Source organism: Modestobacter sp. URMC 112 (assembly GCF_053502575.1).
In genome coordinates this window covers 182,840-199,990 of record NZ_CP199957.1, presented here as the reverse complement: position 1 = coordinate 199,990, position 17,151 = coordinate 182,840, and the positions used below count along the sequence as shown (strand labels likewise).

General features: G+C 73.8%; 15 protein-coding genes. 6 read left to right on the top strand and 9 right to left on the bottom strand.

Going from position 1 to position 17,151, the window contains the following annotated elements; translation table 11 throughout:
* Positions 1-269 precede the first annotated feature (269 nt).
* From rplI to rpsF, 4 genes are all read right to left on the bottom strand, one after another.
* Positions 270-725 (bottom strand): 50S ribosomal protein L9, encoded by a 456-nt coding sequence (gene rplI / locus ACWIX6_RS00920; protein ID WP_448614963.1) that lies wholly within the window; start codon positions 723-725, stop codon positions 270-272.
* Positions 726-727: 2 nt separating this feature from the next.
* Positions 728-964 (bottom strand): 30S ribosomal protein S18, encoded by a 237-nt coding sequence (gene rpsR, locus ACWIX6_RS00915; RefSeq protein ID WP_026856604.1) that lies wholly within the window; start codon positions 962-964, stop codon positions 728-730.
* A 92-nt stretch (positions 965-1,056) separates the two neighbouring features.
* Positions 1,057-1,545 (bottom strand): single-stranded DNA-binding protein, encoded by a 489-nt coding sequence (locus ACWIX6_RS00910; protein ID WP_179654817.1) that lies wholly within the window; start codon positions 1,543-1,545, stop codon positions 1,057-1,059.
* Positions 1,546-1,547: 2 nt separating this feature from the next.
* Positions 1,548-1,838 carry a 30S ribosomal protein S6 gene (rpsF, locus tag ACWIX6_RS00905; RefSeq protein ID WP_179654818.1) on the bottom strand — a complete coding sequence of 97 codons (291 nt, stop codon included), beginning with the start codon at positions 1,836-1,838 and terminating at the stop codon, positions 1,548-1,550.
* Between the two features lie 157 nt (positions 1,839-1,995).
* On the opposite strand from rpsF, the gene ACWIX6_RS00900 reads away from it, so the two are divergent.
* Complete coding sequence (locus ACWIX6_RS00900) at positions 1,996-2,811, top strand: deoxyribonuclease IV (protein ID WP_448614962.1); 816 nt, start codon at positions 1,996-1,998, stop codon at positions 2,809-2,811.
* Here the strand turns inward: ACWIX6_RS00900 and ACWIX6_RS00895 are convergent.
* From ACWIX6_RS00895 to ACWIX6_RS00885, 3 genes are all read right to left on the bottom strand, one after another.
* Complete coding sequence (locus tag ACWIX6_RS00895; protein ID WP_448614961.1) at positions 2,780-4,303, bottom strand: glycosyltransferase family 87 protein; 1,524 nt, start codon at positions 4,301-4,303, stop codon at positions 2,780-2,782. The genes ACWIX6_RS00900 and ACWIX6_RS00895 overlap by 32 nt on opposite strands.
* 23 nt (positions 4,304-4,326) lie before the next feature.
* Complete coding sequence (locus ACWIX6_RS00890) at positions 4,327-6,801, bottom strand: transglycosylase domain-containing protein (RefSeq protein ID WP_448614960.1); 2,475 nt, start codon at positions 6,799-6,801, stop codon at positions 4,327-4,329.
* Between the two features lie 134 nt (positions 6,802-6,935).
* Entirely contained in the window at positions 6,936-7,349 is a 414-nt protein-coding gene (locus ACWIX6_RS00885) for a DUF5318 family protein (RefSeq protein ID WP_448614959.1), read from the bottom strand.
* Positions 7,350-7,555: 206 nt separating this feature from the next.
* On the opposite strand from ACWIX6_RS00885, the gene ACWIX6_RS00880 reads away from it, so the two are divergent.
* Together ACWIX6_RS00880 and ACWIX6_RS00875 are read left to right on the top strand one after the other, a co-directional pair.
* Positions 7,556-8,167 carry a PadR family transcriptional regulator gene (locus tag ACWIX6_RS00880; protein WP_448614958.1) on the top strand — a complete coding sequence of 204 codons (612 nt, stop codon included), beginning with the start codon at positions 7,556-7,558 and terminating at the stop codon, positions 8,165-8,167.
* A gap of 47 nt (positions 8,168-8,214) precedes the next feature.
* A complete protein-coding gene (locus tag ACWIX6_RS00875; RefSeq protein WP_448614957.1) occupies positions 8,215-9,285 on the top strand; it encodes an inositol-3-phosphate synthase in 1,071 nt (356 codons plus the stop codon).
* 51 nt (positions 9,286-9,336) lie between these two features.
* On the opposite strand, the gene ACWIX6_RS00870 is transcribed toward ACWIX6_RS00875, so the two are convergent.
* Positions 9,337-10,152 (bottom strand): glycerophosphodiester phosphodiesterase, encoded by an 816-nt coding sequence (locus ACWIX6_RS00870; RefSeq protein WP_448614956.1) that lies wholly within the window; start codon positions 10,150-10,152, stop codon positions 9,337-9,339.
* A 251-nt stretch (positions 10,153-10,403) separates the two neighbouring features.
* Between ACWIX6_RS00870 and ACWIX6_RS00865 the strand changes: the two genes are divergently transcribed.
* From ACWIX6_RS00865 to ACWIX6_RS00855, 3 genes are read left to right on the top strand one after another with little or no spacing between them, the layout of a single operon-like run.
* The gene (locus ACWIX6_RS00865; protein ID WP_448614955.1) at positions 10,404-11,384 is read left to right on the top strand and encodes an ATP-grasp domain-containing protein; all 981 of its coding nucleotides are present in this window, start codon (positions 10,404-10,406) and stop codon (positions 11,382-11,384) included.
* Complete coding sequence (locus tag ACWIX6_RS00860) at positions 11,381-12,196, top strand: ATP-grasp domain-containing protein (protein ID WP_448614954.1); 816 nt, start codon at positions 11,381-11,383, stop codon at positions 12,194-12,196. The genes ACWIX6_RS00865 and ACWIX6_RS00860 overlap by 4 nt, the downstream gene beginning before the upstream one ends.
* Positions 12,193-13,539 (top strand): phosphotransferase family protein, encoded by a 1,347-nt coding sequence (locus ACWIX6_RS00855; protein ID WP_448614953.1) that lies wholly within the window; start codon positions 12,193-12,195, stop codon positions 13,537-13,539. Before ACWIX6_RS00860 ends, ACWIX6_RS00855 begins: the two co-directional genes overlap by 4 nt.
* Here ACWIX6_RS00855 and ACWIX6_RS00850 read toward each other — a convergent pair.
* Positions 13,523-17,002, bottom strand: coding sequence for an Hsp70 family protein (locus tag ACWIX6_RS00850; RefSeq protein ID WP_448614952.1), 3,480 nt, complete (start codon positions 17,000-17,002; stop codon positions 13,523-13,525). The genes ACWIX6_RS00855 and ACWIX6_RS00850 overlap by 17 nt on opposite strands.
* Positions 17,003-17,151: the final 149 nt, after the last annotated feature.

Here is a 17,151-nt window from a genome sequence, read left to right as displayed (position 1 = left end):
CTGCACAACATGTGGACATGTCGGTGGACAGAGCCGACGGCCGTGTGGACCCGGCGGGGGATCGGGAGCGCCGCATCCGGGCCATCCCGGCACCACCCTGCGCGGAGTCGGCCCGCAGGGTGTGGACAGGGACGAGTCGACGAGTTTCTCCGCGACACGCCGGTGGCCGTCCCACGCGTCCCGGCAGCACGCCCCCCGGAACGCCACAGGGGGCGCCGGACCAGTGGTCCGACGCCCCCTGTGGCGGCCTCCCGCAGGGAGGTCCTTCGTCAGCTCGGGACGACCTCGAGGGTCACCTGCGAGCTGACCTCGGGGTGCACCCGCACCGTGACGGTGTGGGTGCCCGTGCTCTTGATGCTGCTGGGCAGCTCGACCCGGCGGCGGTCCAGCGCAGGGCCGCCGGCCGCGGTCACCGCGGCGACGACGTCGGCGGTGGTGATCCGCCCGAACAGGCGGCCACCCTCACCGGCTCGCGCGGGCAGGGTCACGGTCAGCTTCGACAGCTGCGCCGCCACGGTCTGCGCCTCGTCCAGGGAACGGACGTCGCGGGCGGCCCGCGCCCGGCGCAGGCTCTCGATCTGCTTCTCGGCACCGCGCGTGGCCTGGATGGCCAGCCCGCGGGGCAGGAGGTAGTTGCGGGCGTACCCGCCCTTCACCTCGACGGTGTCACCGGAGGACCCGAGACCGGTGACCTCCTGGGTCAGGATCAGCTTGGTGAGGCTCATGATCAGCGCGCCGTCGAGGTGTAGGGGAGCAGGGCCATCTCACGGCTGTTCTTCACGGCCACCGCGACGTCCCGCTGGTGCTGGCTGCAGTTGCCGCTGACGCGCCGTGCTCGGATCTTGCCGCGGTCGGAGATGAACTTCCGCAGCAGCGTCGTGTCCTTGTAGTCGACGTAGGTCGCCTTGTCCTTGCAGAACTGGCAGACCTTCTTCTTGACCTTGCGGATGGGGGGCTTGGGCACTGGGGTTCTCCAGGATCAGTACGAAAAGAGGTGGCCCTCCTGCAGGGGCCCGCTGCGAGCGTGCGAGCAGTGGGGGGCAGGAGGGTCCTTGCTCAGAAAGGCGGTTCGTCGGAGGACGCCGGCGGGGTGGACCAGGGGTCGCTGGACCCGCCGCCACCACCGGAGCCGCCGAAGCCGCCACCGCCGCCGCCGAACCCGCCGCCGCCACCCTCACCGCGGTTGGCCTTGGTGACCTTCGCGGTGGCGTAGCGCAGGGACGGGCCGACCTCGTCGACCTCGAGCTCGACGACGGTGCGCTTCTCGCCCTCCTTCGTCTCGAACGACCGCTGCTTGAGCCGGCCGGAGACGATGACCCGCGATCCGCGGGTGAGCGACTCGGCGACGTTCTCCGCCGCCTGACGCCAGACGTTGCACCGGAGGAACAGCGCCTCGCCGTCCTTCCACTCCGAGGACTGACGGTCGAACGTCCGCGGGGTGGAGGCGACGGTGAAGTTCGCGACGGCCGCACCGGACGGCGTGAACCGCAGCTCGGGGTCCGACGTCAGGTTGCCGATGACGGTGATGACCGTCTCGCCAGCCATGGTCAGTGGGCCTCGGGGCGCATCAGCTTCGTGCGCAGCACCGACTCGTTGAGGTTCAGCTGCCGGTCGAGCTCGGCGACCGCCGAGGGCTCGGCGTTGATGTCGATGACGGCGTAGATGCCCTCAGGACGCTTGTTGATCTCGTAGGCCAGCCGGCGGCGGCCCCAGATGTCGACCTTGCCGATGCTGCCGCCACGGCTGGTGACGACGGTCAGGAACCGGTCGAGGCTGGGAGCGATGGTCCGCTCCTCGAGCTCGGGGTCGAGGATGACCATCAGTTCGTAGTTGCGCATGGAGAAACCCCACCTCCTCTGGTCTCAGCGGCTGCAGCACATCTGCAGCAGGAGGGTCGTACATGCGTCGGACGTGCATCGCGCGCCCGAGCGGACAGGTGCCAGCTCCGGACGCGCGGGTACGAGGCTACCAGCGACGGTCAGTAGGGTCGCCGGGGTGGCAGAACAGCTGATCGGGGTCCACGTCGGACCCGGCCTGACCGACGAGAACGAGCTCCTGGACGGCGGCCCGCTGGCCCGGGCCGCGGAGATGGACGCCGACGCCGTCCAGGTCTTCCTCGCCGACCCGCAGGGCTGGAAGGCGCCGAAGCCACGCCCGGACGCCGCGGACATGCTCGCCGGGGACGTCGCCGTGGTCGTGCACGCGCCCTACGTGCTCAACGTGGCCTCCACCAACAACCGGATCCGCATCCCCAGCCGCAAGCTGCTCGGGCAGCACGCGAAGGCGTCGGTGGCCGTCGGCGCTCGCGGCATGGTCGTGCACGGCGGGCACGTGCTGGCCAAGGACGACCCGGCGGCCGGCGTCGACAACTGGCGCAAGACCTTCGCCCGGCAGGCCGAGGACGGCGGCTTCGGGCTGCCGCTGCTGATCGAGAACACCGCCGGCGGCGACAACGCGATGGCTCGCGAGCTGGACGCCGTGGCCCGGCTGTGGGAGGCGGTCGGCGAGTTCGGCGCCGGCTTCGTGCTGGACACCTGCCACGCGTGGGCCGCCGGCTGGGACCTGTCCCGGGCGGTGGACGACGTCCGGGCCGTCACCGGCCGGGTCGACCTGGTGCACCTCAACAACAGCCGCGACCCGGCCGGCTCCGGCCGCGACCGGCACGCCCCGCTGGCCGACGGCGAGATCCCGCTGGAGCTGCTCCTGGAGGTCGCCCGGACCGCCGGCGCCCCGGTCATCCTGGAGACCCCCGGCGACGCAGCCGGTCACGCCGAGGAGATCACCCTGCTGAGGAGTGCGCTGGGCGCCTGAGCGGCCTCCTGCGCAACACCACCACGTCGGCGGCCTGGTCCAGCACGCCGCCGGCCGGGTCGTCGGTCCCGGGCCAGCTGCGCCGCACCCGGTCCAGGTCCGGCCGCCAGACGTCGCGCACCACCAGCGCCATCAGGACGACGACGGCGGCGTCCCGCAGCACGACGGCGTAGAAGAACGCCTCGATCTCCACCCCGCGGTCCTCGGTGCCGAGGTACCAGAGCAGCCGGGGCACCCACAGGTAGGCCTCGGTCGCCTGCCACAGCAGCAGCGAGCGCCAGCCCGGGCGGGCCAGCACGGCCAGCGGCAGCAGCCACAGCGAGTACTGCGGGCTCCACACCTTGTTCAGCAGCAGGAACCCGGCCACCAGCAGGAAGGCCAGCTGCGCCACCCGCGGGCGCCGCGGTGCGGCCAGCGCCAGCCAGCCCACCGCGGCGGCGAGCGCCACCAGCACCACGGCGACCACCGCGTTGAGCACCGTCGGGGGCTCCCCGGGCGCGAGCGGCCCGTCCAGGATCCGGTCGCCGGTCGCGTGCAGCGCCAGGTTCCACAGCGTGTCCGGGTCGGCCGGCCGGGTGCCGTTGAGGGTGAAGAACCGTCCCCAGTTGTCCGGCGCGAGGACGGCGACCGGGACGTTGACGGCCAGCCAGGCGAGCCCGGCGGCGGCGGCGGCGCGCAGCCAGGCCCCCAGCCGCCCGGCCCGCAGGCAGAGCACGAACAGGACGCCCAGCAGCAGCACCGGGTACAGCTTCGCCGCCGTCCCCAGGCCGATCAGCACCCCGGCCAGCACCGGGTGCCGGCGGGCCCAGGCCCACATGCCGAGCGTGGCCAGCGCGACGGCGAACAGGTCCCAGTTGGTGAACGCGTGCACGAACAGCAGCGGGGACAGCCCGACCAGAGCCGCGTCCCACGGACGGCGGCCGGCCAGCCCGACCACGGCGCGGGTGACCAGCAGCGCGCACATCGACAGCAGCAGGCAGGTCACCACGTAGTAGCTCTCCACCGGCACCACGTCCGGCACCGGACCCACCGCGGCGGCCAGCCCGTCGTAGGCGCGGGCCAGCACCGCGGCGGCCTGCATGAACGCCCCGGTCAGCACCGGGTACTCGACCTGCGAGTCCAGGTAGGGCACCTCGCCCTCGGCCAGACCGTGCAGGCCGAACAGCGGGACGGTGTCGGAGTAGCAGAAGTGCGTGTACTGCTTGCTGCCGGTCCAGTTGCCGTCCGCGCAGGGGGCCTGCTTGGCCCAGGCCAGTGCCAGGACGGCGACGGTGAACAGCAGGCACACCCGCAGCGGCGTCCAGAACAGCGCCCGGCCGGTCACCGCGTGCCGGCCCCACGGCCCGCCGACGAGCTCGCTGGCCTGGGCCGCCACCGGGTCGGTCCAGGTGGGGACCACCCGGTCGGGGACGTCCCCCGGCCGGCTCCCGACGGCCGTGCTCGCGGCCGTGCTCCCCGCCGGGACGGACGGGCCCGTCGGTGCGCTGCTCACCCGGTCAGTCTGCCGGGAGCGGCTCAGCCGGTCCGGCCGGCGGTGGGGGCGGGCTGACCACCCGGGCCGGGCGCGCTGGGCTGACCGGGCGCGGTCGGCGGGCCGGGCGGAGCCGTGGGCTGCCCGGTCTCGTCGCTCTCCTCGTCCTCCGGCGGCGGGGCCGTGGAGGTGGTGGTCGGCGCCGGGGCGGGCGCCGGCGCCTCGGTGGTCACCGGGGCGGGCTGGACGGTGGTCGGCGCCGCGGTGGGCTCCGGCGTCGGCTCGGGCACGCCCCGTCCGGTGTCGCCCTTGATCAGCGCCCGCGTGGGCAGCGGCTCCTCGGGGGTGCCGGCCAGGGCGGCGTCCATGTACCGCTGCCAGATGGCGCCGGGGAGGCCGGAGCCGTAGATGATCGCGCCGGAGGCGTTCTTGATCGGCAGCCGCGCGTCGGAGCCCATCCACACCGCGGTCGACAGGGACGGGGTGTACCCGACCATCCAGGCGTCGGAGTTGTCGCTGCGGTTGAGGCCCTGCGTACCGGTCTTGCTGGCCACCGGGCGGCCGTCGTCGAGCCCGCGCTTGGCGGTGCTCGCCACGTCCTCCAGGGCGAAGGTGACGTCGTTGGCGACGTCGGCCGGGATGACCTGCTCGCCGGGGTCGCCGTCCTTCTGGATCAGCACGGTGCCGGCGGTGTCGGTCACCCGGGCGACGAAGTACGGGTCGCGCTCGAGACCGCCGGCGGCGAAGGTCGCGAAGCCGTGCGCCTGGTCGATCGGGCGCAGCTCGTACTCACCGATGCCGATCGCGCCACCGGTGAACCCGTCCCTGCTCAGCACCGGCTTGCCGTCGACGTCCGGGTTGCCCGGCGCGGTCCACTGGTCGGGCAGGTCCATGGCCGCCATCGCGGTCTCCCGGACGTTGTCCGCGCCCACCTCGTAGGCCAGGCCGTAGAAGGTGGTGTTCAGCGACTTGGTGATCGCCTCCTTGAGCGTGCAGGCGGCGCACTGCGCGTTGCTGGCGTTGGCGACCGGCAGGCCGGGGCGGTCGGGGAACTCCTGCGGGGAGGTGCCGTCCCGGCGGGCGGTGACGCTGATGCCCTGCTGCAGCGCGGTCGCCAGCGCGTACGGCTTCATCGACGAGCCCGGCTGGCGGTAGGCGTTGGAGGCGTAGTCGAAGCCGGAGCCCGCGTTGCCGCCGTAATAGGCGACGACGGCGCCGGTGCGCGGGTCGATGGAGACCAGCGCCTGCCGCAGCACGTCGACGGGCTCGCCGTCCATCACGGTGTTGACCGCGTCCACCGCCGCGTCCTGGCGGGCCTTGTCCACGGTGGTGGTGATCCGCAGGCCACCGGCCAGGACGTCCTCCTCGCTGTAGCCGTGGTCCGGGCCGGTCAGCTCGGCCCGGACCTGCTCCACGATCAGCCCCTCGGGCCCCTCGGGGACGCCCAGGTTGCTGTTGCCGCGCGGCAGCACCGGCGGGTAGACCATGGCCTCCCGGGCGGCGGAGTCCACCCACTGCTGCTCCACCATCGCGTCGAGCACCAGCTCCCAGCGCGACAGCGCGCCCTCCGGGTTGGTCTCCGGGTCGTTGCCGCTGGGGCTGCGCACCAGCACCGCCAGGACGGCGCCCTGCTCGGCGGTCAGCTGGGCGGCCGGGATCCCGAAGTAGGTGTTGGCGGCGGCCTCGATGCCGTACGCGCCGCGGCCGAAGTAGATGGTGTTGAGGTAGTTCTCCAGGATCTCGTCCTTGGAGTACTGGTTGTCCAGCTTGACCGCGAGGAAGAGCTCCTTGAACTTGCGGCTGAAGGTCTGGTCGCTGGTCAGGAAGGCGTTCTTCACGTACTGCTGGGTGATCGTCGACCCGCCCTGCGTGGAGCCGCCGGTCAGGTTGTTCCAGGCCGCCCGGGCGATGCCGGTGGGGGAGATGCCGGGGTCGGAGTAGAAGTTCCGGTTCTCCGCCGCCAGGATCGCGTTGCGCGCGGGCTCGGAGACCTGGTCCAGGGTGACGTTGGTGCGGTTCCCGTCGTCGGCGGCCAGCCGGGCCATCTCGGTGACGCCGTCGGCGTAGTAGACGACGGTGGTCTGGTCGTTCTGGATGGAGTCCGGCGTCGGCACCTCGGTGGAGGCGTAGACCACCCCGACGAAGACGCCGAGCAGCACCGCCGCGGCGGCCACGATCCCGGCGAGCCAGGCGAGGACGCGGCGGCGCCGCTGCTTCGGGCTGGGCTTGCGCTTCCCGCCGCCGGCCGCTCCGCGTGCGGGCGGGCGACCGCCGGGCGGACGGCCACCGCCGCCACCGCCGCGGGAGCCCGCGCCGGGGCGGGACCCGGCCGGTGGGCGGCCGCCCCCGGCGCCGCGGGCGGGCGTGCCACCCCGGGAGGCGGGCGGGCGCGGCCGCCCGCCGCCGGCGGCCGGCCGCTGGGCGCCGCCGCCACTGCTGCCGGCGGACCGGCTGGGAGCCGGGCGGCGGGCGGAGCCGCCCCGGGGTCCGACCGGGGAGGTCGCGTCGTGGGGAGGCACGCGGTGGCCCCTTCCTCGGGTCGTGGGTGAGCGCGGCGGCGCGGTGCACCCAGGGTGTCGTCTTCAGCTGTGCGCCGGCCGCGCCTGTCGCGCCGGGCCCGGCGTCCGCCCGGCCCGGCGGGGATTGGCGGCGACTACTCGGTCGCTGCCCGGCGGCGGTTCTTGCGTGGCGCCCGGCCCGGGGCGGGCTCGACCCCCAGGACGCACGAGGACACCAGGTGGTTCCACCCGCAGCCCCGGCACACCTCGACGGTGTAGACGGAGAACTCGTCCTGGACGGCGTCCATCCGGGCCAGCTCCGGGCCGGTCTTGGCCTGCCCGGACACCGGGCCCAGCCCGTCCCCGTACACGTAGCTGACCTGGGTCAGCCGCTCCCGGCGGCAGACCGGGCACTGCCGGTCGGTCGGCTCGCCGTGGTACTTCGCCGCCCGGGTCAGGTACGGGCTGGCGTCGCACACCTCGGACAGACCGGCCCGCCCGGCGTGGACGTCGGCCAGGACGGCGCGCCGCTGCAGCGCGTAGTCCACCACCGAGCGTCGACCGGGCACGGCGCCAATGTACGCAAGAACAGGCCTCCTGGCCCCCCTCCTGCGGTCGGACGCGGGCGTTGGTGCTGGTGGGACGACCGACGAGGTGTCAGCTGCCCGCGGCCCCGTGCAGGGTCCCGCCGCGAGCTTGCGAGCGGTGGGGGGCACGGGGTCCTTCATGTATCGTCCCGATACATCGGTCGGTGTACGTGCGGAGGAGGTGGCGGGTGCTCGAGTTCGCCATCCTGGGTCTGCTGCACCAGTCGCCGATGCACGGCTACGAGCTGCGCAAACAGCTCTCCGCGGTGCTCGGCGGGCTGCGCAGCATCTCCTACGGCTCGCTGTACCCCGCGCTCCGGCGGATGCACGCGGCCGGGCTGGTCGCGACCGACGAGCCCGACCCGCGCGCGCCCCTGCCGGCCGACGCCCCGGCGCTGACCGGCCGGCGCGGGAAGGTGGTCTACACGATCACCGCGGAGGGCAAGGAGCGCTTCCACGAGCTGGTCAGCCAGACCGGCCCGGAGGCCTACGACGACGAGGGCCGCTTCGGCGTCCACCTGGCCTTCTTCCGGCACACGGCGGCCGACGTGCGGCTGCGCATCCTCGAGGGCCGCCGACGCACCGTCGAGCAGCAGCGGGACGGCCTGCGGGCCTCGCTGAGCCGCACCCGGGAGCGACTGGACCGCTACACCCTCGAGCTGCAACGACACGGGCTGGACTCGGTGGACCGCGAGGTCCGCTGGCTGTCCGAGCTGATCGACAGAGAGCTCACCGACCGAGAACTGGTCGACCGCGAACGAGCCGTCCGGGACAGCCCCGCCCCGGACGACGACACATGAGCACACAACGACAGGGCCCGCGAGGGTCCGCTGCAGGAGGAGAGTCCATGGGATCGGTCAAGGTCGCCGTCGTCGGCGTCGGGAACTGCGCAGCCTCGCTCGTGCAGGGGGTGGAGTACTACCGGGACGCCGACGAGACACAGTCGGTCCCCGGGCTGATGCACGTGCGGTTCGGGGACTACCACGTGTCCGACATCGAGTTCGTCGCCGCCTTCGACGTCGACGCCAAGAAGGTCGGCCGCGACCTCTCCGAGGCCATCGTCGCCAGCGAGAACAACACCATCAAGATCTGCGACGTCCCCCCGCTCGGGGTCACCGTCCAGCGCGGCACCACCCTGGACGGGCTGGGCCGCTACTACCGGGAGACCATCGCCGAGTCCGACGAGCAGCCCGTCGACGTCGTCGCCGCCCTGCGCGACTCCGGCGCCGACGTCCTGGTCTGCTACCTGCCGGTCGGCTCCCAGCAGGCCGCGGAGTTCTACGCCCAGGCCGCCATCGACGCCGGCGTCGCCTTCGTCAACGCCCTGCCCGTCTTCATCGCCGGCACCAAGGAATGGGCCGACAAGTTCACCGCCGCCGGCGTCCCCATCATCGGTGACGACATCAAGAGCCAGGTCGGGGCCACCATCACCCACCGGGTGCTGGCCAAGCTGTTCGAGGACCGCGGCGTGCAACTGGACCGCACCATGCAGCTCAACGTCGGCGGCAACATGGACTTCAAGAACATGCTCGAACGCGAGCGCCTGGAGTCCAAGAAGATCTCCAAGACCCAGTCGGTCACCAGCCAGGTCGACCGCGACATGGGCGCAGGCAACGTCCACATCGGCCCCTCCGACCACGTCCCCTGGCTGTCGGACCGCAAATGGGCCTACGTCCGCCTGGAAGGCCGCGCCTTCGGCGACGTCCCACTCAGCCTGGAGTACAAGCTCGAGGTCTGGGACTCCCCCAACTCCGCCGGCATCATCATCGACGCCGTCCGCGCCGCCAAGATCGCCAAGGACCGCGGCATCGGCGGACCCATCCTCTCCGCCTCCTCCTACTTCATGAAGAGCCCACCCGAGCAGTACGACGACAGCACCGCCCGCGACGCCGTCGAGGCCTTCATCCGAGGCCACTGAGGAGGACCCGGCACCGCGGTTCCACGTGGAACCGCGGTGCCGGGGAGCTCCTCAGGCGGCGAGCAGTTCCGGGAACACGGTCCGGTCCAGCTCGCTCCAGGCGGTCAGGACGTCGTCGGTGATCACGGCGTCCGCGCCGAGCTCGGCCGCCCACTGCAGTGCGGCGCGACCGTTGACCGTCCACAGCGCGACCGCCAGACCCAGGGAGTGCGCCACCTCCACTGCCTGCGGCGTCCGCTGGACACCGGCCAGCGGCAGGTGCACCTCGTCGTGACCGTCCTCGGACGCGCGCCGCACGACATCGTCGGCGGGGTCGGCCTTGTCGCCCAGCAGCGCCGTGCGCACCGGCAGGTCCGCGCAGGCCCGGCGGACGGTCGTCAGCAGGACGGGGTCGAAGGACGAGACGGTGATGGCGGCGGTGCCGGCGGAGGCGCGCAGCACCTCGGCGAGCGCGTGCGCGGTCCGCACCACGAGGGCGGGGTCGGTGACCGGCTTGGCCTCCACGACCACCCGGGTCCCGTCGGACAGCTGAGCGGCTGCGAGCAGCTCGGGCAGCGTCGCGAGCGACGCTCGCGCGGCGGTGTCGAGCTGGTCGACGGGGTCGTGGGAGCAGACCAGGGTGCCGTCCGCGGTGAGCCGCACATCGGTCTCGACGCCGTCCGCACCCTGGAGCAGGGCCTCGGTCACCGCCGCCACCGAGTTCTCCGGCGTGCCCGGGCCCACGGCCCCACGGTGCCCGAGGACCTGGACCCGCCCGTCGGCCCGCGACCGCAGCAGTTCCTCCTCGGCCAGCGCGACCACGTGCCGGCCGGAGCCGTCGTCCCGGTTCATCGTCGTCCTCGTCTGCGTCCTGGGGAACTCGGTCACGAGGAGAGCGTCGGCCGCCGCGAGCAGCCCGGACAGGCACCTCAGGGGTGAGCGGGGACCGCACCGGGTGTCGCCCTCGGCCACCTTGGTGGCGCCCCCGCGGTGTCGCCGACCCGCCCCACCTGGGTGGTGCACGGCCACACCTCGAGCGGCCCCGGCCCACCCCTCGGGTCCCTGTCCATCCGATTCCGCCAGGTCCACAGTGGTGTCAGGCCGAGAGCCGGCCCGGGGACCCGAGGGGTGGCACACAGATGACCAGCTCGACCACGCACGGCGCGACGCGGCGGATGGACGTCTCTGCGATCCGGGAGTTCGGCGAGGTGCTGCTGACCTCCCCGGCGCGGCTGTGCTTCATCGTCGAGGAGAAGTACGAGAACGACGTGATGCCCGGCGCCGTCGTGGACGTGCTGAGCTCCTGCGGGCACCACGTCGACGTGCTGCGGCCGAACGGCACGGTGGCCGACCTGTGGGAGCTGCTGCCCACCGACGTCGCCCGGTACGACGCCTTCGTGCTGAAGACCGTCTCCTCCGGCCCGGGCCTGAGCCTGCTGGAAGCCGCCGCGGCCGCCGGTGTCACCACGATCAACGACCACCGGGCCATCCGCCTCGCCCGGGACAAGGCCGTGGCCGCCGTGCGCGCCCGGGCCGCCGGCATCCCCTTCCCCAAGACCTGGTTCGCGTCCAGGTCGACCCTGCTGGACCAGATCCCGCTGGACTGCTACCCCCTGGTGGTCAAGCCCAACAACGGCAGCTCGATGAGGGACGTGTACCGGGTGGACAGCCCCGGGGAGCTGGCGCGGCTGGACATCGACGACAGCGGCAGCCTGCTGGCCCAGCCCTACCTCCCCAACCCCGGCTACGACGTCAAGCTCTACGACACCGGCGGCGAGGTGTTCGCCACCGTGAAGCGCTCGCCGCTGCACCCGGGCGCCGACGTCGTCGAGGAGCAGATCCCGGTCACCCCGGAGCTGCGGAACCTGGCCCGCGCGGTCGGCCGGGTCTTCGGGCTGGACGTCTACGGGATCGACGTCGTCCAGTCCGCCGACGGCTGGGTCGTCCTGGACGTCAACGACTTCCCCAGCTTCGGCAACGTCCCGCAGGCCGCCTGGCGGCTGGCCCGCACCGTCCTGCGCGTGACCCGGCGCCAGGCCGCCGCCCGGGCCGCCGCCCAGGCCGCGGCCCCCACCGTCTACCGCCGCACGCTCACCACCGTCGAGGAGGCCAGGTCATGAGGATCCACCTGCTCGCCGACGCGCACCTGAACCCGGTCCTCAGCACCGTGATGGAGGTGCTGGCCCAGCAGCACGAGGTCGAGGTCCACGACTCCCGGACCCTCCCGGCGGGCTACGGCGAGCCGGCGGTGCAGCCGCCGGACGTCGTCCTGCTCAAGTCCCGCTCCGTCGAGGCGAGACGGGTCGCGCAGACGGCACAGCGGGCCGGCAGCCTGGTCGTGAACTCCCCGGACGCGACGGCGGCGGCGCTGGACCGCGCCGTCACGGCGGAGGCCCTGGACCGCGCGGGCGTCCCGGCCCCCCGCAGCTGGTCGGTCCCCGCGCTGCGCCAACTGGCGTACGGGCCCTCGCTGCCGTGGCCTCTGGTCGTGAAGAGCCGGACCAGCTCCCGCCGCGACCTCGTGCGCCTGGTGGGCAGCCGGACGCAGCTCGTCGAGCTGCTGCCCGAGTGGGGGGACGAGCCGGTCGTCGCCCAGGAGTTCGCCGCCAACGACGGGTTCGACGTGAAGATGTGGGTGATCGGCGCGGACCTGTCCGCGGCCCGGCGACGCAGCGCGCTGGAGTCCACCGACAAGGGCTCCGACGAGCTCCTGGACCCCGCCCACCTCCCGGAGGACTGGACGCGGTCGGTGCGGGACGCCGGAGCGGCCCTGGGTCTCCAGTTGTACGGCGTGGACCTGCTGGTCAGCGGGGGGCGGCCGGTCGTGGTGGACGTCAACCCCTTCCCCGGCTTCCGCGGCGCCGCCCACCCCGCGGACTCCCTGCTCCGCTTCGTGTCCACCCTCGTGAGCACGAGGACGGTGACGGCATGAGCGCCCCCACCGGACCGGGCAGGCCGAACGTGGCCGTCGCGACCGTCGCGCTCGACGCCCACCTGGCCGCGCAGGGCACCGACCGGACCCGGCCACCGCTCCGCTACCTGCGCCGCAAGCCGGGACGTGGGCTCGTCGCGGTCTTCGGCCCGGGCGGGTCGGGGGAGGTGTACACGGTCACCGTGGACGAACTGTCGCTGCTGGGGGAGCCGGACGCCGGTGCCCCGGCCGGCCCCACGGTCCGCCGGTTCCCGGACGACCCGCAGCTGCCCTCCCTGAGCACCGTGATGGCGCCGTCCGAGGACCCCGCTCTGACCGCCGCGCTGGAGTCGGCCGTGCGGCGGGTGCACGACGTGCCGCCCGACCGCCCGCTGCTGTCGGCCACCGCCGAGCCGGTGCGCTACAAGCCCGGGGACCGGTGCGTGGTCCGCTACCGGCTGACCTTCAGCGACCCGGGCGGAGGAACGGGCCCCGCGCCGACGACCCGCACGCTCGTCGCGAAGCTCTACCGGGAGGAGGCCGAGGCGCACGCCGCCGACGACCTGCTGGCCCGGCTGCGCGGGGAGGCGGCGCTGACCTGGACGGCCGAGCCCCTCGGCGTGGTGCCGGGGCTGCCGCTGGCGCTGACCGAGGACCTGGGCAGCAGCCGTGACCCGGTGCCCGCGCGATCGGGGCTGGACGTCCTGCACCCTGGGAACCCGGACGCGCTCGCGGTGGTCGGCCGTGCGGCCCGGGCCCTCGCCGAACTGCACACCAGTGGTCTGGACACCGGGGGGCTGCGCCTGCGCACCGGGGCCGACGAGGCCGGGAAGGCAGCCAAGCGCGGGAGGCTGCTCGAGCAGTACGTGCCGGGGCTGGCGCCCGAGGTGCGCCGGGTCGCCGGGGCCGTGGGCACCGCGCTGACCGGTCTGCCGACCGACACGGTGCGCCCCGCGCACGGCAGCTACAAGCCCAGCCAGCTGCTGGTCCGGGACGGCGCGGTGTCCCTCGTGGACTTCGACCAGGTCTGCCTGGCCGACCCCGCCCTGGACGTCGGCTACTTCCTCGCCTACCTGCGGCCTCCCGGGCTGTTCCAGCGCCGGGCCGGACGTCGGGAGTGGTTCGAGGCCGCCGCCGGGACCTTCCTCGCCACCTACCAGCAGCGCCTCGCCGAGCGGGGGGAGCCCGCGGCGACCGGTGCCGGCACCGCCCGGCGCGCGTCCGCGTACGAGGCGGCGTTGTTGCTGAAGATCGCGGCGCGGCGGGTCAACCGGCTGCACAGCCCACGACCCGGCGAGGTGACGGCGGTGCTGGACGAGGTCTGCCGTTGCCTGGCGCCGTCCGGGGTCACCCGCCCAGGTTGAGCACGGTGAGCGTGCCGTCGCGGAGGTCGCTGACGTAGCCCCTGCTGCCGTCGGGCAGGACCGCGAGGGACGTGGGGGAGTTGCCGGTGGGGATCGTCGCCGTGACGGCGAAGCTCTCCGCGTCGATGACCGAGACGCTGTTGTCCTCGTTGTTGGTGATGTAGGCGAACCGGCCGTCGGCGGACCACGCGGCGTGCTGCGGGAACCTGCCGACCGGGACCGTCGCGATCACCGTGTCCTTCTCGGTGTCGATCACGGTCGCCGAGTCGGCGTCGTAGGTCGCCACGATCAGGATCGGCCGGGTCGGGTGCACCGCGATGCTGTGCGGGCTCTTCGGCGTCGGGATCTCGGCGGTGACCGCGTGCGTCGCGGTGTCGATGGCCGACACCACGCTCGAGTCGTGGTTGGCGGTGTAGGCCTTGGACCCGTCCGGGGTGAAGGCGACCCAGTGCGGGTTGGGCGCGACCGGGAAGTCGGTGACCAGGTCGTCGGTCGTGGTGTCGATGACCGACACGTTGTCGGTGTCGTGGTTGGGCACGTAGATGGACTTCCCGTCCGGCGACACCGCCGAGAGGAACGGCCGGGTCTCCACGGGGATGGTCTCGACCACCGCGTTCGTCGTCGTGTCCAGGACGCTGACCGCCGCGATGGTGCGGGCCTCGTCCCACACGCTCACGTAGGCCCGGCGGCCGTCGGGGCTGAAGGCGATGAACTGCGGCGGTCCGGCGTCGATCCGGATCGTCGCGGTCACCCGGTCCACGGCCGTGTCGACGACCGTGACGACGCCGGCCTCCCGGTTGGCGACGTAGAGCTGCCGGCCGCTCGGTGCGGCGACGACGAACCCCGGGGTGGTCCCGACCGGGATCTTCGGACCGATCGACGGGATCGGGACGGCCGTCGCCACGGAGGCCGGGGTCTCCGCTGCCGGGGCCTGCGGCGCCGGGGTCTCCGGTGCCGGGGCGTCCGGCGACGACGCCGTCTGGCCCGCCCCGGCCCGGTCGTCCGGCCGCTGGCTCAGGAAGACGGCCCCGCCCACGACCGCGATCAGCAGCAGCACCAGCCCCAGGACGACGAGCGCCGACCGGCGCCGCCGGTCGCCCGCGCCCTCCGGGAGCCCTCCCGGGGACTCCGCGGGCCGTCCCGTCGACGGCGGAGGGGCCGCCGAGGAGCCGCCCCCGGACGGCTCGCCGGTGCGCGGCTCGGGCACCAGGCCGGCCGGTCCCGCTCCGTCGGTCGCCGGGGCCCCGGCGACCCCACCGGCGGGAGCGGCGCGCGACGACGTCCAGGCCGACGAGGGCTGCCACGCCGCGGTGGCAGCGGAGAACGCCGGCCGGTGCTGGGCGACGACCGAGCCCTCCGCCGTCCGTCCGGCGTCGGCGCCGGTCAGCAGCCTGGCGGGCGCGTCGTTGCGGCGGGCCTCGGCCAGCACGGCGGCACCGAGGGCCACGACGTGCTTGGGGTGGGTGCCGACGACGGTCGGCCGCCCGAAGGCCTCGGACACCATCCGCGAGATCAGCGGGATCCGCGAGGAGCCCCCCACCAGCAGGACCGCGGACAGCGCGTCGGGCTCGACCTGAGCCGCCCGCAGCACCCGGTGCAGCGTGCCGATCGTCGACTCGATCGGGGCCCGGACCATGCCCTCGAGCTCGGACCTGTCGAGGGTGACCTCGAAGTGCCGGTTGGGGAGGAACACCGGGATCTTCGCCTCGGTGTCGACCGACAGCGCCTCCTTGGCCAGCGTGCAGTCCTGGCGCAGCCGGGCCAGCGCGACGACGGTCTTCGGGTCGCTCAGGTCCAGCTCGGTCAGCGCACCGCCGGAGACGTAGTTGACGTGGGCGAGGATCGCCTCGTCGAAGTCGGTGCCCCCGAGCCGCTCGATGCCCTCCGGGGTCCCGACGATCTCGAAGCCGTGCGCCGTGCGGCGGAGGACCGTCGCGTCGAACGTGCCGCCGCCGAGGTCGTAGACGGCGATGACCTCGCCCTCGTCCAGCGGACGGGTGGAGGCGTAGTGCGTGGCCGCCGCCTCGGGCTCGGTGGTGTACACCGGATCGGTCAGCCCCACGGACCGGGCCACGTCCTCGAACAGCTGTCTGCGGGTCGGTCCCCAGTTGGCCGGGTGGGTGAGCGCGACGACCTCCGGCGGTGCGCCCTGGCGCTCGGTCACCCGGACGAGCACGTCCTGCAGCAGTGCCGCGAGCAGGTCGCTCACCGCGTACGGCGCACCACCCAGCATCACCGGGGTCGGGTTGCCCAGGTGCCGTTTGACGTCCCGCGCCACCCGGTCGGGGTTGCTCACCGCCCGCCGGGCGGCGGCCTCACCGGTCACCAGCTGCCCGTCGTCCCGGACGTAGACGGCGGCCGGCGCGACCACCGAGCCGTCACCCAGGGGGAACATCTCCAGCCCGGCGTCGCCGGCCACCGCGGTGGCGACGAAGGTGGTCCCGAGGTCGATGGCGAGGCTGTAGCCCGCGACCTCGCCGGACCCGTGCGCCGACCCGCTCAGCACGGTCACCTGGCCGCTGTCATCGCCCGGCCGGCCGCCGTCGCCGTCCGCGGCGCCGGGCGCCGGGGACGGCGGTGCCGGCACGTCCAGGGCCAGCTCCAGGTCGTGCATCAGCTCCTCGCACGACTCGTACCGCTCCGCGGGGTCCTTGGCCATCGCCCGCCCCACCACGGCGTTGACCGCCCCGGGGAGCTCGGGGCGGAGCGCCGTGACCGGTGGGGGCGGCTCGACCAGGTGCGCCCACAGCAGCGCGGCGTCGTCGTCCCGCCGGAACGGCATCTGTCCGGTCAGGCACTCGTAGAGCACGCAGCCCAGCGCGTAGACGTCCGTGCCCGGGCCCACCGGCCGCCCCTGGATCTGCTCGGGCGACACGTAGTCGACGGTGCCGAGGAAGTGCCCGGTGCCGGTCAGCCCGCCGGACAGCTCGGCGGTGCGCTTGGTGAGCCCGAAGTCGGTGAGGTAGACGTGGTCGCCGTCGACGGACCGCGTGCGCCTCGACTGCTGCTGGCCCTCCCGGCGGGCCGTGACCAGCACGTTGCCCGGCTTGACGTCCCGGTGCACGAGGCCGGCCCGGTGGGCGGTGTCCAGTGCGGCCCCGATCTGCAGGAACAACGACAGCGTCCGCTGCACGGACAGCCGGCCGCCCTCGTCCGCGAGCACGCCCTTCAGGTCGCTGCCCAGCACGTACCGCATCGCGATGAACAGCTCGCCGTCGGCCTCGCCGGCCTCGTAGATCGGGACGATGTTCGGGTGGTCCAGCGATGCCGCCAGCCGTGACTCCCGGATGAACCGCTGCCGGAACTGGTCGTTGTCGGCGAGCTGGGGGGTGAGCAGCTTCAGCGCGACCCGGCGGCCGAGGCGCATGTCCTCGGCGCGGTAGACCACCGCCATGCCGCCGCGGCCGATGACCGACTCGATCCGGTAGCCGGCGATCTCGGTGCCCGGGGGCTGCGTCGTCATGGTCTGCCCGCGGCTGCGCCGGGCACCGCTGCGGCGCCAGGGCGAGCGACGATCTCGGGGGTCCGACGGCGACCGGTCATCTGCACTCCGTGTGGACCACGGCACGCGGGACGGATGGAGGGACTGAGTTCGAGGTCCCATGCAAGACC

Coding starts and splice junctions, on each gene's coding strand:
- rplI (WP_448614963.1), bottom strand. CDS start 725: ATGAGCCTCACCAAGCTGATCCTGACCCAGGAGGTCACCGGTCTCGGG.
- ACWIX6_RS00910 (WP_179654817.1), bottom strand. CDS start 1,545: ATGGCTGGCGAGACGGTCATCACCGTCATCGGCAACCTGACGTCGGAC.
- rpsF (WP_179654818.1), bottom strand. CDS start 1,838: ATGCGCAACTACGAACTGATGGTCATCCTCGACCCCGAGCTCGAGGAG.
- ACWIX6_RS00875 (WP_448614957.1), top strand. CDS start 8,215: ATGGGATCGGTCAAGGTCGCCGTCGTCGGCGTCGGGAACTGCGCAGCC.
- ACWIX6_RS00865 (WP_448614955.1), top strand. CDS start 10,404: ATGACCAGCTCGACCACGCACGGCGCGACGCGGCGGATGGACGTCTCT.
- ACWIX6_RS00860 (WP_448614954.1), top strand. CDS start 11,381: ATGAGGATCCACCTGCTCGCCGACGCGCACCTGAACCCGGTCCTCAGC.
- ACWIX6_RS00855 (WP_448614953.1), top strand. CDS start 12,193: ATGAGCGCCCCCACCGGACCGGGCAGGCCGAACGTGGCCGTCGCGACC.
- ACWIX6_RS00850 (WP_448614952.1), bottom strand. CDS start 17,002: ATGACGACGCAGCCCCCGGGCACCGAGATCGCCGGCTACCGGATCGAG.